Here is a 17,962-nt window from a genome sequence, read left to right as displayed (position 1 = left end):
ACTCCACGCCGTCATGAAGCCCAGCTAAATTGGAACGCATGGCTACTTCCGCAAATTTCGTGCAACTGCATAATCACACGCATTATTCGCTGCTCGACGGCGCATCGAAAATACCGGATCTGGTCAAGCGCGCCAAGGAACTGGGCATGCCGGCCGTCGGCATCACCGACCACGGCAACATGCATGGCGCGTATGAGATGTGGAGCGCCGCGGTCAACGCCGGCATCAAGCCGATCATCGGCATCGAAGCCTATGTGACGCCGGAAACCGCACGTCAGGACCCCACCCGTGTGAGCTGGGACACCAACTGGAATCCGGATCTGGATCCGCTGCATCGCCGCCGTAACCCGGATGATGTGTCCGGCGGCGGTGTCATCACCCACCTGACCATGTGGGCAGAAAACGACGAAGGCCTCGTCAACCTCATGAAAGCCTCCACCGACGCGAACCTTGAAGGCCGAGTCATGCGCTATCCGCGTATGGATAAGGAAATCCTCGCCAAATATTCGAAAGGCATCATCGCCTCGTCCGGCTGCCCGTCGGGCATCATCCAGACTCGTCTGCGCCTGGGCCAGTTCGATGACGCGTTGCGTGCCGCCGGCGAATTCCAAGACATTTTCGGCCGCGATAATTTCTACATCGAATTCATGGACCACGGCCTGAAAATCGAAAAGCAAGTGACCGACGGGCTGCTCGACATCGCAAAAAAGCTCAACGCGCCGCTGCTGGCCACCAACGATTCCCATTACACGCGTGCCGAAGACGCCGGCGCGCAGGACGCCATGCTGTGCATCAACTCCGGCTCCACGCTGGACGAGCCGGGCCGATTCAAATTCGACGGCACCGGCTACTACATCAAATCCGCCGAGGAAATGCGCGAACTGTTCAAAGACCTTCCCGAAGCGTGCGACAACACGTTGGAGATCGCCGAACGCTGCAACGTCATGTTTGACGATCATGAAGACGGCGCGTTCATGCCGCAATTCGACTGTCCGGAAGGCTGGGACGAGACGTCGCTGTTCCTGAAGAAGGTCGAGGAAGGCCTGGAACGCCGGTACAACGGCAAGCCGTCGCTCGAAGTGCTGCGGCAGGCCGACTACGAATGCGGCGTGATCTGCCAGATGCAGTTCTGCGGCTACTTCCTCGTCGTGGCCGACTACATCAACTGGGCGAAGGCCCACGGCGTGATGGTGGGGCCGGGCCGTGGCTCCGCCGCAGGCGCCATGGTCGCGTATGCGATGGGCATCACCGAACTTGATCCGCTTGAACATGGTCTGATCTTCGAACGATTCCTCAATCCGGAACGTGTCTCACTGCCTGATATCGACGTCGACTTCGACCCGGACGGTCGTGGACGCGTGCTCGACTACGTGGGTGAGAAATACGGACGTGACAAAGTGGCGCAGTGCGTGATCTACGGCACCATCAAAACCAAGCAGGCGCTGAAGGACTCCGCCCGCATCATGGGATACGACTTCTCCGTCGGAGACAAGATCACCAAAGCCCTGCCTCCCGCACAGACCGGCGGCAAGGACATTCCGCTGCACGACATCTTCGACCCAAGCGCGAAACGATACGCGGAAGCACGCGAATTCCGCGAACTGTACGATTCCGACCCGGACACGAAACGCATCACGGACGAGGCGATGGGCATCGAAGGTCTGATTCGTCAGACCGGTGTGCACGCCTGCGCCACCATCATGGGCAGCGAGCCGATCACCAACACGTCGCCGCTGCTGGAACGTACCGACGGCACCGTCACCACCACGCTCGAATACCATACGTGCGAAACGCTCGGTCTGGTCAAGATGGACTTCCTCGGACTTTCCAACTTGACGGTGATTCGAGACACCCTGAACAACATCGAGGCGAACGGCAAGGAACGCATCGACCATACGAAGATTCCGCTGGACGACCGCCCCACCTACGACCTGCTGTCCCGTGGCGACACGCTCGGCGTGTTCCAGCTCGATTCCGACGGCATGCGCTCGCTGCTGAAAACGTTGAAGCCGAACAACTTCAACGATATTTCCGCACTGATCGCGCTGTACCGTCCAGGTCCGATGGATATGGATTCGCACACCAACTATGCGAAGCGCAAGAACGGTCTGCAGAAGATCACGCCAATCCACCCCGAAGTGGCCGAACCGCTTAAGGAAGTGCTCGACGAGACCTACGGTCTGATCGTCTACCAGGAGCAGGTGCAGTCCGCGGCGCGAATCCTCGCCGGCTATTCGCTGGGCAAGGCAGACGTGCTGCGTCGAGCGATGGGCAAGAAGAAGCCGGAAGTGCTGGCCAAGGAGAAGATTCCGTTCTTCGCCGGCATGAAGGAGCATGGATATTCCGAAGAGGCCGCGCAGGCCGTGTGGGACATCCTCGTGCCGTTCTCCGGCTACGCGTTCAACAAGGCGCATTCGGCCGCATACGGTTTGATCTCCTACTGGACCGCGTATCTGAAAACGCATTATCCGGTGGAGTTCATGGCCGCCCTGCTGCAAGGCGCCAGCACGAACAAAGACAAGACCGCGCTGTACCTGGGCGAGGCGCGACGCATGGGCATCCAGGTGCTTTCTCCGGACGTGAACGAGTCGGTGTACGAGTATTCGGCAGTCGGCGACGTCGTGCGATTCGGCCTCGGCGCCATCCGCAACGTCGGCAAGAACGCGGTCGATGCGATCATCGCGGAACGTGAGAACGGCCACGGCAAGTACGTGAACTTCACCGATTTCATCAAACGCGTGCCGTTGGAGGCGCTGAACAGGCGATTGGTGGAATCGCTGATCAAGGCCGGCGCGTTCGACTCGATCGACCCGAACCGTCGTGCGCTGTTCACCATCCACGAAACGGCCATCAATTCGGTCGTCGGCCTGAAACGCAAGCAGGCGGAAGGCCAGTTCGACCTGTTCGCCGACCTGGACGATTCCAAAGAGAACGATTCCGCCATGGGAGACGCCATGGTGCAGGTGCCCGACGTGGAGGAGTGGGACAAGAAAACCAAGCTCAACTTCGAACGTGAGATGCTTGGCCTGTACGTGTCCGACCATCCGTTGAGCGGCATGCAGTCGATTCTGGTGTCGTTGCGCGAAATGTCGATAGCGCACCTGATCGACCGCGCGGGAAGCATGCCGGACGGCCAGCAGGTGACGATCGCGGGCCTGATCACGAATGTGGACCGCCGCGTGTCGAAAAAGGGCAATCCGTGGGCCATCGTAACCGTCGAGGATTTGGAAAGTTCCATCCAATGCATGTTCTTCGGCAAGGTGTACGAGGCCGCCGCGCCCGAGCTCGCCGTCGACACCGTGGTACAGATCCGCGGCCAGGTGGAGAAGCGCGATGAGACAGTGAGCATGCGCGCCACCGAATTCACCGTGCCGACGTTGGAGGCGCAGGATGAACGTCCGCTGACGATTGTGCTGCCGCCGATCGCGCTCGACCAGTCGCATGTGCGGCGGCTCGGGCAGATTCTGACCAGCCATCCCGGCCCATGCGAGGTGAAACTGGCGTTGATGGACGACAAAGGCAACGCCAAGGTGCTGACGTTCGGAGACCGGTTCCGCGTCAAACGCGACACGTCGCTGTTCGCCGAAATCAAGATTCTCTTCGGACCGAGCTCGCTTCCGTTGGCCTGAGCGGTTTGACTTGAACGGTTTGACCTGAACAGGTTTTTGATTGCCGGCCGATGCTGAATGGCGTCGACCGGCATATATTTTTCGCGGAAATCGGCATGGCATGGAAAACGGCGGATCTGCGTGTCTCACAATGCGGCTGAATGTGAGACGACGGGACGTTCTCGTGACTTGGCGTTGTTACCATGGGGCGTTATGAGCGAAGAAAACTATATGCGAATCATTGACCTGCGCGGCAAGAAGCTGACCCGAGCTGAAATGCTGGAAGCCATGCCCCGCGCCGAGATGGGCACCAACGAGGCCACTGAGCTCGTACAGCCGATTCTCGATGATGTGAAGGCCCGCGGCGCTGCGGCCCTGCGCGACTTCGCGGAGAAGTTCGACCATATCCGTCCCGAGCATCTGCGTGTGCCGGTCGAGGCCATGAAGGCCGCCGTCGACGAGCTCGATCCGGAAGTGCGCGCCGCCATCGAGGAATCCGTGCGCCGCTGCCGCGCCGTATCCGCATCCCAGGTGCCGGCCCCGTTCCACACCGACCTGGCCGAAGGCGCGCGCGTCGCCGAACGTTGGATTCCGGTGCAGCGCGTCGGCCTGTACGTGCCGGGAGGCAAGGCCGTCTACCCGAGCTCCGTCATCATGAACGTGGTGCCGGCGCAGGCCGCAGGCGTCGAATCGCTGGCCATCGCCACCCCGCCGAGCCGCAGCAGCTCCGACGGTCTGCCGGACAAGACCATCCTCGCCACCTGCGCCATCCTCGGCGTGGACGAGGTGTACGCGGTCGGCGGCGCTCAGGCCATCGCCATGTTCGCTTACGGCGCCAAGGGCTCCGAACCGCAGGACGGCGAGATCCTGTGCGATCCGGTGGACAAGATCACCGGCCCGGGCAACATCTTCGTCGCCACCGCCAAGCGCATGGTCTCCGGCATCGTCGGCATCGACGCCGTCGCCGGTCCGACCGAAATCGCCATCATCGCCGACAAGGGCGCCAACCCAAGCTGGCTCGCCGCCGATCTGATCGGCCAGGCCGAACATGACGAGCTCGCCGGCTCCGTGCTTATCACCGACAGCGAAGACATCGCCGACAAGGTGCAGGAAAGCCTCAAGTACCGCGTGCCTCGCACCGAACACGCCGAGCGCGTCAACACGTCGCTGCGCGGCCGCCAGTCCGGCATCATCCTCACAGACGGCATCGAACAGTCCATCGACGCGGCCAACGCGTACGCGGCCGAACACCTTGAAGTGCAGACCGCTGATCCGGATGCCGTGATCGCCAAGATCCGCAACGCCGGCGCCATCTTCCGTGGCCCGTACTCCCCGGTTCCGCTGGGCGACTACATGTCCGGTTCCAACCACGTGCTGCCGACCTCCGGCACCGCGCGCTTCGCCGCCGGCCTCGGCGTGCACACCTTCATGAAGCCGGTCGAAGTCATCGAATACGACGAGCAGGGACTGAAGACCCTCGCCGCCCGTGTGAACGCCTTCGCCGTCTCCGAAGATCTGCCGGCACACGGCGAATGCGTGCTGAGCCGCTTCATCGACGACCCGTACAACAAGGCGACCATCAAGGAACAGGAAGAGCAGGCCGGCCTCCGATGAGCGAGACTTCCAGCAACGCGATTCCGGCATATCTGCCGCTGCGCAACGACCTGATCGGCGAAGAACCGTACGGCGCGCCGCAGCTCGACGTGCCGGTGTGCCTCAACGTCAACGAGAATCCGTACGCGCCCGAACCGGCCGTGGTGGAAACCATCGCCCAGCGTGTCAAGGAGATCGCCCCGACGCTCAACCGCTATCCGGACCGCGAGCATATCGAACTGCGCAAGGCTTTCTCCACATATCTGGAACGCGAATCGGGCGTGAAGCTCAGCGTCGACCAGTTGTGGGGCGCCAACGGCTCCAACGAGATCATGCTGCAGCTGTTCCAGGCGTTCGGTGGCCCCGGCCGCATCGCGCTCGGCTGCGATCCGACGTACTCCATGTATCCGGAATACGCGCGCGACACGTTCACCACGTGGAAGCTTGCGCACCGCAACGCCGACTTCACGCTTGACGTGGACGCCACCATCAAGGCGATCGAAGACGTCAAGCCGGCCATGATCGTGCTCACCAGCCCGAACAATCCGACCGGCACCCCGCTCAAGCCGGAAGATCTGAAGCGCGTGCTCGAAGCCGCCCGTACCGCCGAAGTGGCAGGCGCCGCCGAAGGCGTGCATCCGGTGGTCGTGGTGGACGAGGCGTACATCGAATTCCGAGATCCGGGCACGCCCACCGCGCTGGAACTCATCGGCGAATACGAAAACCTCGCCGTCAGCCGCACCATGAGCAAGGCGTTCGCCTTCGCCGGCGCACGCGTCGGCTACCTGGCCGCCAACAAGGGCATCATCGACTGCGTGCGCATCGTGCGCATGCCGTACCACCTGTCCGCCGTCACCCAGGCCGCCGCCCTCGCCGCGTTCGAACACACCGACGAACAGCTGAGCCGCGTGGCGCACCTGCGCGAAACCCGCAACGCCACCTCCGCATGGCTCAAGGAGCAGACCTACAAGGGCCAGCCGCTCGAAGTGGCCGAAACCCAGTCGAACTTCATTCTCTTCGGCGGCCATTTCGACGACCGCGACCGCATCTTCGACGAACTGTTGAAGCGCGGCGTGCTCATCCGCGTCGTCGGTCCGGAAGGCTGGATGCGAGTGTGCATGGGCACCGACGAGGAAATGGCACGGTTCCGTGAGGCGTTGGTCGAAGTGCTGCGCATCGTGGAACAGGGCTGAACAAGCCGGAACGCAAGCTGGGATACTGTCCGGAACGGAAGTTCGTGACAGTATTCGGCAATAAGCTTGAAACAGAACAGAATCGCGGTGGCTGCGGAAGACGCAACCACCGCAATCGCAATATCGTAGCTGTAATATCGCAACTGCAACATCGCAAAAGGAGTCGCAACATGGCACGTACTGCAACCATCGTTCGTGAAACCAGCGAATCCAAGGTGGAGCTGAGTCTCAACCTCGACGGAACCGGCAAAACCGACATCGACACATCCGTGCCGTTCTACAATCACATGATGACGGCGCTCGGCAAGCATTCGCTGATCGACCTGAAAATCAAAGCCACCGGGGACACCGACATCGACGCGCACCACACCGTCGAAGACATCGCCATCGTATTCGGCGAGGCTCTGAAGCAGGCCCTCGGAGACAAGCGTGGCATCCGCCGTTTCGCCGACGCCACCGTGCCGCTCGACGAGGCACTCGCCAAAGCCGTCGTCGACATTTCCGGCCGCCCGTACTGCGTGTGCACCGGAGAGCCGGAAGGCTTCGAATACTGCATGATTGGCGGGCATTTTACCGGTTCGCTCGTTCGCCATGTCATGGAATCCATCGCCATGCATGCCGGCATCTGCCTGCACCTGCACGTGATTTCCGGCCGCGACCCGCACCACATCGCCGAAGTCGAATTCAAGGCTTTGGCCCGCGCATTGCGTTTCGCCATCGAACCCGATCCGCGCGTCGACGGCATTCCCAGCACGAAGGGCGCGCTGTGATGTCCGACGACAAGGACGATTTGAACGGTTTCGACGGCTTGGGGAAGACCAACGACGACGGCATGCATTTCAGCGAAGAGGAGCTGGAAGCGGCCATGGCCGGCTTCGAAAAGGAATTCCAGGACGAGGAAGCTGCCCAACAGAACGATGCTCCCGCGCAGGTGCCATTCGATCAGCCGGATGAGACGGTTAATTCCGATGCGTCTTCCGACGAATCGCAGGACGGCCTGCAATCGAAGGAAGCCGACGCGGTACTGTCCGAAGCCGAGAACTCGCTGTCATTCGACGACGAGTTGCAGGGGCTGCTGGGCAACCGTGCGAAAGTCGCGGTGATCATCACCCGACTTGCCTCCGCACGCCTGTTCGCCGCGTTCTGCCAACTGTCCGACATCTCCGCGCAATGCCTCGCCTCACCGCAAGGCGCGGTCGCTGTATTACGCAATCTCGACGGCGATGGCCCGGAAGCGGCCATCAAAGATCTGACCACCGTGGTCTCCGGCATGCCTGCCGTCCTCGCGATCAACCGTGCGGACAAGCTCGAGGCGACGATGTACCTGCAAGGCAAGGTCGGCCAGACGTTCGCGCCACCGGTGCTGCTCACCTCCACCGCGCCGTTCGTCGAAGACCTGCTGCTGGGCATCACCGACGTTCAGGGGGTGCGTGATTCCGGCGTGGAAACCGTCGATTCCGCAAGCCTGACCCGTGATGACGCCATGAAGATCCTCGCCGAGCACACGCGATTCGGTCGTGGTTCGTCAAGCATCGAATAAGTTTTTCCCCGAAGGATGGATTCTTCGGCAAGCAAAAGAAGGAGAGCGCCCATGACTTCCGTGGTGGTGTTCGATTACGGTTTCGGCAACGTGCGTTCCATGGTGCGCGCGCTGGCCAATCTCGACCTCGACGTGACCCTCACGTCCGACCATCGTCAGGCTCTGGAAGCCGACGGACTGGTGGTGCCGGGTGTGGGCGCGTTCGGCGCATGCATGGAAGGACTGAAAAGCGTCGGCGGAGACAGGGTCATCAAAGACCGTCTGCGCGCCGGCCGCCCGGTGCTCGGCGTCTGCGTGGGCGAGCAGATCATGTTCGAACGTGGCATGGAACATGGCGACGGCACGCCCGGTCTCGGTCTGATCAAGGGCGATGTCGAGCTGCTCGACGCCGACGTGGTGCCGCACATGGGTTGGGACACCGTCGAAGCGCCGGAAGGTTCCGTGTTGCTCAAGGGCGTGGAGAACGAACGATTCTATTTCGTGCACTCCTTTGCCGCGATGAGCGCTTCGCCTGCCGACACCTCCGCCGACCAGCTGGACTTCGGCGATGCGGAAGAGCATGTGACGTGGTGCACCTACGGGCGCAGCCGATTCGTGGCCGCCTACGAACGTGGACCGTTGTTCGCCACGCAGTTCCATCCGGAGAAATCCGCCGAAGCCGGCGCGCAGCTGCTGCGTAACTGGGTTGCGACGTTCTGAACGCGGATTCGTGCAAGGCAATCGCAACAATCGCAAAATCGTAAATTCAAATCGGTAATCGCAAGATCCGTTGAACGGCCGAAAACCGTTCAACGCAACGAAAGGTATGACATGTCTTTGACGCTGCTTCCCGCCGTCGACGTCCGTGATGGCAAGGCCGTGCGCCTGCGCCAAGGCGAATCCGGCTCCGAAACCGACTACGGCTCCCCGCTGGAAGCCGCCCGCACGTGGGTGGAATCGGGTGCGGAATGGATCCACCTCGTCGATCTCGACGCCGCATTCGGCACCGGCAACAACCGTGACCAGCTGCGCGCCATCGTCAAGGAACTGGGCGACAAGGTCAACATCGAAATGTCCGGCGGCGTGCGCGACGACGCCTCGCTCGACGCGGCGCTCGAAGCCGGCGCGGCCCGCGTGAACATCGGCACCGCGGCTCTGGAGAACCCCGACTGGACCGCTTCCGTCATCAAGAAGTACGGCGACCGTGTGGCCGTCGGCCTTGACGTGCGCGGCCACACCCTCGCGGCCCGCGGCTGGGTGAAGGAAGGTGGCGACCTGTTCGAGACCATGAAGTTCCTCGACTCCGTCGGCTGCTCCCGTTACGTGGTCACCGACGTGGCACGCGACGGCATGATGAGCGGCCCGAACATCGAGCTGCTGCGCGAAGTGGCGTCCCGCACCGACGCGAAGGTCACCGCATCCGGTGGCATCTCCAAGCTCGACGACCTGCGCAACATCAAGGAGCTCGCCGAACTGGGCGTGGACGCCGCGATTCTCGGCAAATCGCTGTACGCGCGCGCCTTCACGCTGGAGGAAGCCCTCGAAGTCGCACGCTGACATGTCGCGACACGGCATGTGTTAACGACGTTCGTAACATGCGCATGGAACGATTGGACACTATGGATAAACAGCAAGAGTTTGCTTTGCGCACGGTCGAGGAACGCGACGTGCGCTTCATTCGTCTATGGTTCACGGATGTGTTGGGAACACTGAAGTCCGTGGCCATCGCGCCGGCGGAACTGGAAGCCGCATTCGAGGAAGGGCTCGGATTCGACGGTTCCGCCGTGGAAGGCCTCACCCGCGTGTCCGAAGACGATATGATCGTCAAGCCCGATCCGTCGACGTTCCAGATTCTTCCGTGGCGCGGAGGCCCGCAGGGCACCGCACGTATGTTCTGCGACGTGCTCACCCCCGATGGCGAGCCATCGTTGGGCGATCCACGCCATGTGCTCAAGCAGGCGCTGGCCAAAGCCAAGGAAAAGGGATTCACGTTCTACGTGCATCCGGAAATCGAGTTCTACCTGTTCGAGAAGCAGGATGATTGGTCCCGTACACCGAAACCAATCGACGAGGGCGGTTACTTCGATCACGTGCCGCGTAGCCCTGGCATGGACTTCCGCCGCGCCACCGTCAATATGCTCGAACAGATGGGCATTTCGGTGGAATACTCGCATCATGAGGCGGGGCCAGGCCAGAACGAGATCGATCTGCGATATGCGGACGCACTCACCACGGCCGACAACATCATGACCTTCCGCACCGTCGTCAAGGAGATCTCTCTGGAGCGTGGCATCCATGCCAGCTTCATGCCGAAGCCGCTTGTCGACGCTCCGGGATCCGGCATGCACACGCATCTGAGCCTGTTCGAAGGCGATGCCAACGCGTTCTACGAGGCCGGCCAGGAATTCAATATGTCCGTCACCGCACGTCAGTTTGCCGCCGGCATCCTGTACCACGCGGCCGAGATCTGCGCGGTCACCGACCAGTACGTCAACTCCTACAAGAGGCTGTGGGGCGGTGCCGAAGCGCCGAGCTACATCTGCTGGGGCCATAACAACCGTTCCGCGTTGCTGCGCATCCCGCAGTACAAGCCAGGTAAGGGCAACTCCGCCCGTATGGAATTCCGCGCGTTGGACCCGGTCGCCAATCCGTACCTCGCATACTCCGTGCTGCTGGCCGCCGGACTCGATGGCATCGACAAGCAGATGCAGCTGGGGGAGCCGACCAGTGACGACGTGTGGGAGCTCACCGACGCCGAACGCCAGGCCATGGGCATCCAGCCGCTGCCGGAATCGCTTGACGAGGCTCTGAAGATCATGGAGAAGTCCGACTTCGTGGCGGATGTGCTCGGCGAGCATGCGTTCGAATACTTCCTGCGCAACAAGCATCAGGAATGGGATGAGTACCGCAAGCAGGTCACCCCGTTCGAGCTGAAGAAGTATCTGCCGAAGCTGTGATCGCGGACCATCGATAGACAAAACGTCATACACGAGGCCGCCGTCCGGAACATAAACCGGGCGGCGGCCTTGCTCGTGCGTTTCGCACACGTCTATGGCGGAAAGGCCACGGGGAATCGGTGTCGGACTGGTCGAGGATATGCTCGAACGGCATATCCTCATTGGGATGCATCAGCCTCGCGGGCTGCCGAACATCGAATGGTAGATAATCGCGAAATTGCGGTTGCCGTATGACGAGCAGGAATCGCCTTCACCGGCCCCCGCTTCGAGCGCCGCGGCATTCGGCTGATACGGGGTGTATATGTACAGCAGCGCGGTCGCCCGGTTCTCGATGTACACGTTGCTGCCGCCGCAGCCGGCATTTGGATTGTACTGGATGTAATTGAGCCGTCCGGCATGGTAGCCGTAGCGTCCCTCGTGCCGAAGATAGTACTGGTACCGTTTGGCCGCGCCGTACACCTGTTTGAAGAAGCCGGCATAGGTGGGGTCGCAGTTCGCATCATCCGGGCAGCTCAGGCCCATCGCCGCTTTGAATTGGAAATCGTTTGGATTGGTGGCCGTGAGCAGATGCTGCTCCTTTTGCAACACGGTGAGCAGCACCTTCTGGCTGATGCCGCATGCCTTGCCCGCCTTGTAGACAATCGCCGCCGCGCTTTCGTTCGGGCCACCATCATAAGCCTGGCAATATTCGTCCGCGGACTGCGATTCGGTGCTGAACGTCATGGACTTCAGGCATCGTTCGCCACTGCAGGCCACGCCCTGCTGTTCGATGATGGTGCTGACCTGCTGCTCGCTCAACGCATTGCCGTTGAAGAACGTGCCGTCGGAAATGATGTTGCCGGGATTGAAGTCGTATTGCGACTGCGACTGGCTTTGCGCGGTGAGCGCCTCGTTCACCTGCACGCGCCAGCCGATGAAGCGCACCGCCCCCACGATGATGGCGATCGCCGCGATCGCTGCCACGGTCGCGGTGGCGACCATGCCGATGCGTGCGACGGGATTCGCCTTCCGCCACATGGTGCGGAGATTCTTGAGATTGAGGGGCTTGCGATTGCGGGTTTTCCGTGCTTTGCGCGTGCTGTTCGTCTTGCGTGTCATCGTGCGTCATATTGTATCGCGCATGGCATAGTGTCGCCTCGGATTGGTTACGTCAATCGATTGATGTCCCGGTGTGGAAGGGAAATGCGGCATGGCAAAGGAACGGTTCTTCAATCTTCCGGTGCTTATCCTGATCGCCTCGAGCTTCATGCTCGGCATGAGCGAATTCATCATGGTCGGCATCCTGCCGGACATCGCCGTCGGATTGAAGGTGTCGGAGGTGACGGTCGGCAATCTGGTGTCGCTGTTCGCGTTCGTGTACGCGCCGGTCACGCCGCTCGGTTCGGCCCTGTCCGCGCGCTTCCCGCGGTTCGCCACGCATATGACGCTGATTGGCGTGTTCCTGGCGGGCAACCTGCTGTGCGCCTTCGCTCCCAACTACGCGGTGCTGATGGCCGGACGCATCCTGATCGCGCTGGTGTCCGGCACACTGGTGGCCATCGCCATGACCTACGCGCCCGATGTGGCCACCGACACCTTCCGCACGAAATTCATCGCATGGGTGTTCTCCGGCTTCTCCATCGCCTCCGTGGTGGGTGTGCCGGTCGGCACTTGGGTGGCCAACGCGTTCGGCTGGCGTTGGGCGTTCCATCTGGTCAACGCGCTTACCGTCGTGCTCATCATCGGCATGGTCGCCGTGCTGCCGCGCAACAGCCATGCGGCAAAAATCGGCTTCCTGTCCCAGTTTCGCCTGTTCTTCGACCGCTGCATCCAGCTGGGCGTGCTCGACGTGGTGTGCGGCGCGGCCGCAAGCTACGTGTTCTACACGTACCTGACTCCGATCATGCGCGATGAAGTGCATGTGCCGGAGCAATATCTGAGTGTCGGACTGGTGATCTTCGGCGCGGCCTGCCTGTGGAGCAACCTGTATGGCGGCAAGCTCGCGGACCGGGGCAGGGGAGTGGAGCCGCTGACGCACATCCGTCCGATCTACTGCGCGCACGCGGTGCTCATGGCATCGCTCATCGTGGCGCATTGGGTGGCGGTGTTGGCGGCTGCGGTGCGTACGCCGTTGGCTGTGTTCGCCGGTGTGATGGTGGCGAGCCTGTTTGCAGGGTTGTTGATTCGGGAATCGCAGTTGTTCCGTTTCTTCAAGAAGCGTTGACTGGTTTGAGGAAACGGAACAATCCGTTGGGTTGTTTGGTCGGTGGCTAGGCGATGGCCTTTTTGATGCGTTGCAGGCTGATCGGTTTCGGCGTGCCGAGTTCCTGCGCCCAAAGGGATACGTAGAATTCCTCGAGCATCCAGCGCAAGGTCTCGGCCTGTTTCATGAGTGTTTCATGGCGTGGGCCGGCTGGTTCGCGTTGTGCTTTCGCCATGGTGTTGTCGGCGAGTTGTTTGGCTTCGTCGGCTTCCCATGCCCAGCGCACATCGCGGTTCTTGTCGTTTTTCGCCTTGGCGAGGCGCAGCAGGTCGGCGTGCAGGTATCGTTCGATGGACGGCAATGCGTCCGGTGGCGTCTTGCCGATGAAACCGGGGAAGACGAGCGTGGCGATGTGCTCGCGGATCGACTGCAGCACGCTCAGCAGGGGCAGGTCGGCTTTGCCGGACACGGCTTTGTCGACTTCCGCATACCGTTTCAGTATGGCGATCACGTCATGCGCCACCGCATACACGGTGTCCTCGTACACTTCGCGCACGTCGAGCACTGCGTTGGCGAGCGCTTCGTCGTCGGGCAGCTGGTCCACGTTCGGCAGGAGTCGTTTGACGGCGGCCAATTGCAGGTCTTCGGTGAGTTCCTTCGTGGACTTGTAGGGGGCGGAGGCGAGCATGAGCGCTTCCGTGCCGAGCCAGCGTGAGGAGATGCGTTCACCGGGCAGGCGCAGCGTGTCGAGTGCACCTTGCCAGAGCATGGTGGCGCGTGCTTCGGTGGTTGCTCCCGCTTTGTTGAGCAGGTTGGCTTTTTCGACGATTTTGCCTTGGTCTCCGGCGTTTCGGGCTTGTTTCTCGACCATGTGGCGTGCGGACGCTTTGGCCTGCTCGGCGAATTTGCGTTGCAGATCGACGAGTGATTTGCCGGTGCCGAGTGTTTTGACGGGGCCTCGCGCGTGCCGTCTGCCGTGCTGGTTCTTGCGGTTGGGTGGCAGCTGCTGTTCCACGGCGAAGGTCATGCGCAGGTATGGTGCGAGCTTGTTCCACAGTTCGCCAGTGAGGACTTCCGGGTGGATTTGCGCGCCGACGATGCTGATGGCCGCTTGGGTGAACGCGTGTGGCAGGTCGGGCCATGCGGCGACGCCATCCTCGTTTTCGGGGGCCAGGTTTGGTTTTTGCTGGCTTCCGGAGCCGGGTAGGTCGGGGTAGCGTTCGTCGATCCAGGCGCGGATCCTGCGTGCCGTGTCCGGGGCGGGTACGAACTGTACGCGCAGGGTTTTCGGCAATGATTTGATCATGCCGACGATGAGCCCGTCCAGCAGTCCCGGCACGTTCCATGTGAACTGTTCCGGGGTCAGCCGCGACAGCGCCTTCAACGGCACGTGCACGGTGACGCCGTCGTTCGGGTCGTGCGGATCGTAGATGTAGCTCAACCTTAGGTCGATGGGGGAGCCGTCGGTGCCGAGCGTATGCCAATGGTCGGGATAGTCGTCCAAGGACACCGAATCGGAGTCGGCGAGGCGTTCCACCTTGTCCGGGTCGAAATCCAGCAGGTCGGGCTGCTCGTCGTGCCTTGTCTTCCACCATTTCGCCAGGTCGGCCACGCTGGTGACGGTGTTGGGGATGATGGCGTTGTAGAAGTCGAACAGGTCCTCGTCGCCGACGGTCTGCGCCACCTGGCGGGTGCGGCTCGCGTCGTCGGCCGCGTCTTCGAGGATGTCGCGGTTCCGCATGACGAAATCGTCGTAGGAGAACCGTTGCTGGATGTCGCCTTCCACCAGGCCTTGGCGGATGAGGAAGTCGCGTGCCTCGAGCGGGTTGATGCGCCCCCATTGCACGGTGCGGTCCTGCACGATCGGCAGGCCGTACAGGAGCACCTTCGCGCTCGCCACGGCCGAGCCACGCGAACCGGACCAGTGCGGATCGGCGTAGGTGGTGCGCGTCAACGCTCCGGCGAGCGGTTCGGCCCACGCTGGGTCGATTTCGGCGGAGTACCGCGCCCACAGCCGGCTTGTCTCCACCAGTTCGGTGCTCATCACCCATTGCGGGGTCGACTTGGCTACGGCGGAGGCGGGGAACAGGGCGAAATGCGTGCCGCGCGCGCCCTGATAGTCGTTCTTCGCCATCTTCTGCGCACGTTTCATCGCGCGTGCCCGTGCCGCTCCCTTGAGCCCGGCGAAATCGGAAGCCTTCGGCTCGCGCACGATCTGCATGCCCATCATGGACAGCAGGCCGGAAAGCATGGACGTGTGGATGCCCTGCGCGTCCCATGAGCAGCACAGCGAATGCGCTGCCTGCTGGTTGAGCGGTAGCTGGCGGATTTCCAACGGTGGGCGGGACACGGGGATTGGCTCGCCGAGCTTGAATTTGAACTCCCGGCACATTTCGCGCAGCTGGGCGACCAGATCCTTCCATTGGCGCATGCGCAGCCAACTCAAGTACTCGGTCTTGCAGATGCGGCGCAGTGCGGAATTGCTTGGTTCGCCATCAGCTTGGAACACGCGGTCCCACAGGTTCAACGCGGTCAGGAAGTCACTGGTCGGGTCCGCATACCGGTTGTGGATGCGGTCCGCCTCCTCACGGTTCTCATCGGGACGTTCGCGCGGATCCTGCAGGCTGAGGAACGCCACGACCACCAATACGGCGGCCAGTGTGTTCGGCGTGGTTGACTTCGCGGCCTCGATGATCATGCGGCCCAAACGCACGTCGATCGGGATGCGCGCCAGCATGCGGCCCGTATGCGTCAACACCACTTCGCCATGCTTGCGGGCGATGGCCTTCAGTTCGGTCAGCTCGTTGAAACCATCGGATACGGCCTTCATATCCGGCGGGTCGATGAAACCGAAATCCGTCACATCCCGCGCGGTGCGCGCCACGCCCACCGACAGCATGTGCAGGGCGACCGCGCCCAAGGACGTGCGTAGGATCTCCGGCTCCGTGAATTCGGGACGCGTCTCGAAATCCTCACGTGAGTACAGGCGGATCGCGATGCCGTCGGCGATACGGCCGCAGCGGCCCGAACGTTGGTTCGCGCTCGCCTGGCTGATTGGTTCGATCGGCAGTCGCTGCACCTTCGCCGTCTTCGAATAACGGGAGATGCGCGCCGTGCCCGGATCGACCACATAGCGGATGCCCGGCACCGTCAACGACGTTTCGGCCACGTTCGTGGCGATCACGATGCGCTGATGCTCGTGCGGCTCGAACACCTTATGCTGCTCCTTCGAGGAGAGCCTGGCGAACAGGGGCACGATCTCGATCGCGTCGGGGCGGCGCATGTCCACCGCGCGCGGTCCGTAATGGCGGCGCAGCGCGTTTTCGAATTCGTGGATGTCGCGCTCGCCGGAGGCGAACACGAGGATGTCGCGTGGCCCGCGGTCGTGGCTTGAATGGATGACCAGTTCGGCGCAGGCGCGTGCCACGGCGGTGGGCATGTCCACGTTCGTATCGCGTGAATCGCGGCCATCCCTACCATCCGGCGCTGCGGACAGGCTCTCGTAGTCAGCGTCTCCCGGCATCGCGCCGGTTTCGAAGCCCGGCACGGAGCGCATCAGCGCCGGCGCGGTACCCAACGGCTCGTACACGATCTGCACGGGGTAGGTGCGTCCCGACACTTCGATCACCGGCACTTTCGTATGCAGCGCGTGTTCGAAATGCTCCTGGAACTTCACCGAATCGATGGTGGCGGACGTGATGACGAGCTTCAGATCGCGTCGTTTCGGCAGCAACGCGGTCAGATAGCCGAGCAGGAAATCGATGTTCAGGCTGCGCTCATGCGCCTCGTCGATGACGATCGTGTCGTACTGCATGAGCTTGGGATCGCGTTGGATCTGCGCCAGCAGGATACCGTCGGTCACGACGCGCAGCCGTGTCTTCGGCGAGCTTTCGTCGGTGAACCGCACCTGATAGCCGACTTCCTCGCCCAGCTTCACGCCCATTTCGCTGGCGATTCGCTCGGCGACGGTACGTGCGGCGAGCCTGCGCGGCTGCGTGTGCACGATCTGCCTGCCATGCGAGCCGCGGCCCAGCTCAAGCAGGATCTTCGGTAGCTGCGTGGTCTTACCGGAACCCGTCTGTCCGGAAATGATCACCACCTGGCTTGCTCTGACCGCTTCGGCGATGTCGTCGCGCGCCGTGGAAACCGGCAGTTGGGAGGGATATTCGAATCTCATGCCTTCATAACCTCGATGACGCGGAAGCCTTTCGAACTCGCGTACTTGCTTACCTCATATCCGTCGCCGAGCTGCGTGGCGAGCCACGGGATCAGCGAATCGGAACCCAGATTCTTCTGCACCACCAGATATGCTGCGCCTCCCGCGTTCAGCCGCGGAAGCCATGTCATGAGCAGCGTGTGCAGGACTTCCTTGCCGACGCGAATCGGCGGATTCGACCAGATCAGGTCGAACGTCGTCTCCGCGGGAATGCCGTCGGCCGTGGCCGCGTGGATGTTGCCCATGCCGTTGAGCTCGGCGTTGCGCCGGGTCAGTTCGAGCGCGCGCTCATTGACGTCCAACGCCCAGATGTCCGCCTTCGGCGAAGCGAAGCCCAACGCCAACGCGATTGGCCCCCAACCGCAGCCCAGGTCGAGGAACGTGCCCTCCTCGGGAGGTTCCGGCGCCTGACGCAGCAGCACCGACGTGCCCAAATCCACGCGGTTGCCGGAGAACACGCCGTTTGACACCTCCACGTCCGCCTCGTTGCCGCGCAACGTGACGTGCAGTGTTTTGCGCACGTCCTTTGACTGCGGCTCCGCCGCGAAATACTGTTCGGCCTGTGCCATGTCCGATCTCCTTGCAAACGCTCGTCTGCGGCAATCCATGGTGTTTTTCGCCGCGCCCGTCCACGTGGCGAAAGCATGGATGCCCATGTCTCTAGACAATGATGATAATAAAGACACCATAGTTC

12 protein-coding genes are annotated in these 17,962 nt (G+C 62.1%); 9 read left to right on the top strand and 3 right to left on the bottom strand.

Going from position 1 to position 17,962, the window contains the following annotated elements; translation table 11 throughout:
• Positions 1-38: 38 nt before the first annotated feature.
• The 8 genes from dnaE (at position 39) to glnA (ending at position 10,870) form a co-directional block, all read left to right on the top strand.
• Positions 39-3,629, top strand: coding sequence for a DNA polymerase III subunit alpha (gene dnaE / locus BAD_RS05985; protein ID WP_011743466.1), 3,591 nt, complete (start codon positions 39-41; stop codon positions 3,627-3,629).
• 210 nt (positions 3,630-3,839) lie between these two features.
• Entirely contained in the window at positions 3,840-5,222 is a 1,383-nt protein-coding gene (gene hisD, locus BAD_RS05980) for a histidinol dehydrogenase (RefSeq protein WP_107646377.1), read from the top strand.
• Positions 5,219-6,394: a histidinol-phosphate transaminase gene (locus BAD_RS05975; protein ID WP_011743464.1), complete on the top strand. Its 1,176-nt coding sequence runs from the start codon at positions 5,219-5,221 to the stop codon at positions 6,392-6,394. The genes hisD and BAD_RS05975 overlap by 4 nt, the downstream gene beginning before the upstream one ends.
• Positions 6,395-6,564: 170 nt before the next feature.
• Positions 6,565-7,164: an imidazoleglycerol-phosphate dehydratase HisB gene (gene hisB / locus BAD_RS05970; RefSeq protein WP_011743463.1), complete on the top strand. Its 600-nt coding sequence runs from the start codon at positions 6,565-6,567 to the stop codon at positions 7,162-7,164.
• Positions 7,164-7,934 carry a hypothetical protein gene (locus tag BAD_RS05965; RefSeq protein ID WP_003810830.1) on the top strand — a complete coding sequence of 257 codons (771 nt, stop codon included), beginning with the start codon at positions 7,164-7,166 and terminating at the stop codon, positions 7,932-7,934. Before hisB ends, BAD_RS05965 begins: the two co-directional genes overlap by 1 nt.
• Positions 7,935-7,985: 51 nt before the next feature.
• Positions 7,986-8,633, top strand: a complete 648-nt coding sequence (gene hisH, locus BAD_RS05960; RefSeq protein ID WP_003810827.1) for an imidazole glycerol phosphate synthase subunit HisH — start codon at positions 7,986-7,988, stop codon at positions 8,631-8,633.
• A gap of 111 nt (positions 8,634-8,744) precedes the next feature.
• Positions 8,745-9,470, top strand: coding sequence for a bifunctional 1-(5-phosphoribosyl)-5-((5-phosphoribosylamino)methylideneamino)imidazole-4-carboxamide isomerase/phosphoribosylanthranilate isomerase PriA (gene priA / locus BAD_RS05955; protein WP_003810825.1), 726 nt, complete (start codon positions 8,745-8,747; stop codon positions 9,468-9,470).
• A 62-nt stretch (positions 9,471-9,532) separates the two neighbouring features.
• On the top strand, positions 9,533-10,870 hold the full coding sequence (gene glnA / locus BAD_RS05950) for a type I glutamate--ammonia ligase (protein WP_011743462.1): 1,338 nt from the start codon (positions 9,533-9,535) through the stop codon (positions 10,868-10,870).
• A gap of 171 nt (positions 10,871-11,041) precedes the next feature.
• Here glnA and BAD_RS05945 read toward each other — a convergent pair whose 3' ends face one another.
• Positions 11,042-11,968, bottom strand: a complete 927-nt coding sequence (locus BAD_RS05945) for a hypothetical protein (protein ID WP_011743461.1) — start codon at positions 11,966-11,968, stop codon at positions 11,042-11,044.
• A 91-nt stretch (positions 11,969-12,059) separates the two neighbouring features.
• On the opposite strand from BAD_RS05945, the gene BAD_RS05940 reads away from it, so the two are divergent.
• Complete coding sequence (locus tag BAD_RS05940) at positions 12,060-13,073, top strand: MFS transporter (protein WP_080505097.1); 1,014 nt, start codon at positions 12,060-12,062, stop codon at positions 13,071-13,073.
• A 46-nt stretch (positions 13,074-13,119) separates the two neighbouring features.
• Here BAD_RS05940 and BAD_RS05935 read toward each other — a convergent pair whose 3' ends face one another.
• On the bottom strand, positions 13,120-17,229 hold the full coding sequence (locus BAD_RS05935) for a DUF3418 domain-containing protein (protein WP_011743459.1): 4,110 nt from the start codon (positions 17,227-17,229) through the stop codon (positions 13,120-13,122).
• On the bottom strand, positions 17,226-17,837 hold the full coding sequence (locus BAD_RS05930) for a class I SAM-dependent methyltransferase (protein ID WP_011743458.1): 612 nt from the start codon (positions 17,835-17,837) through the stop codon (positions 17,226-17,228). Before BAD_RS05930 ends, BAD_RS05935 begins: the two co-directional genes overlap by 4 nt.
• Positions 17,838-17,962: the final 125 nt, after the last annotated feature.

The sequence above is a fragment of the Bifidobacterium adolescentis ATCC 15703 genome, assembly GCF_000010425.1.
GTDB classification, from domain to species: Bacteria; Actinomycetota; Actinomycetes; order Actinomycetales; family Bifidobacteriaceae; genus Bifidobacterium; species Bifidobacterium adolescentis.
The sequence above is the reverse complement of the archived record's forward strand: the minus strand, read 5'-3'. Positions and strand labels throughout refer to the sequence as shown.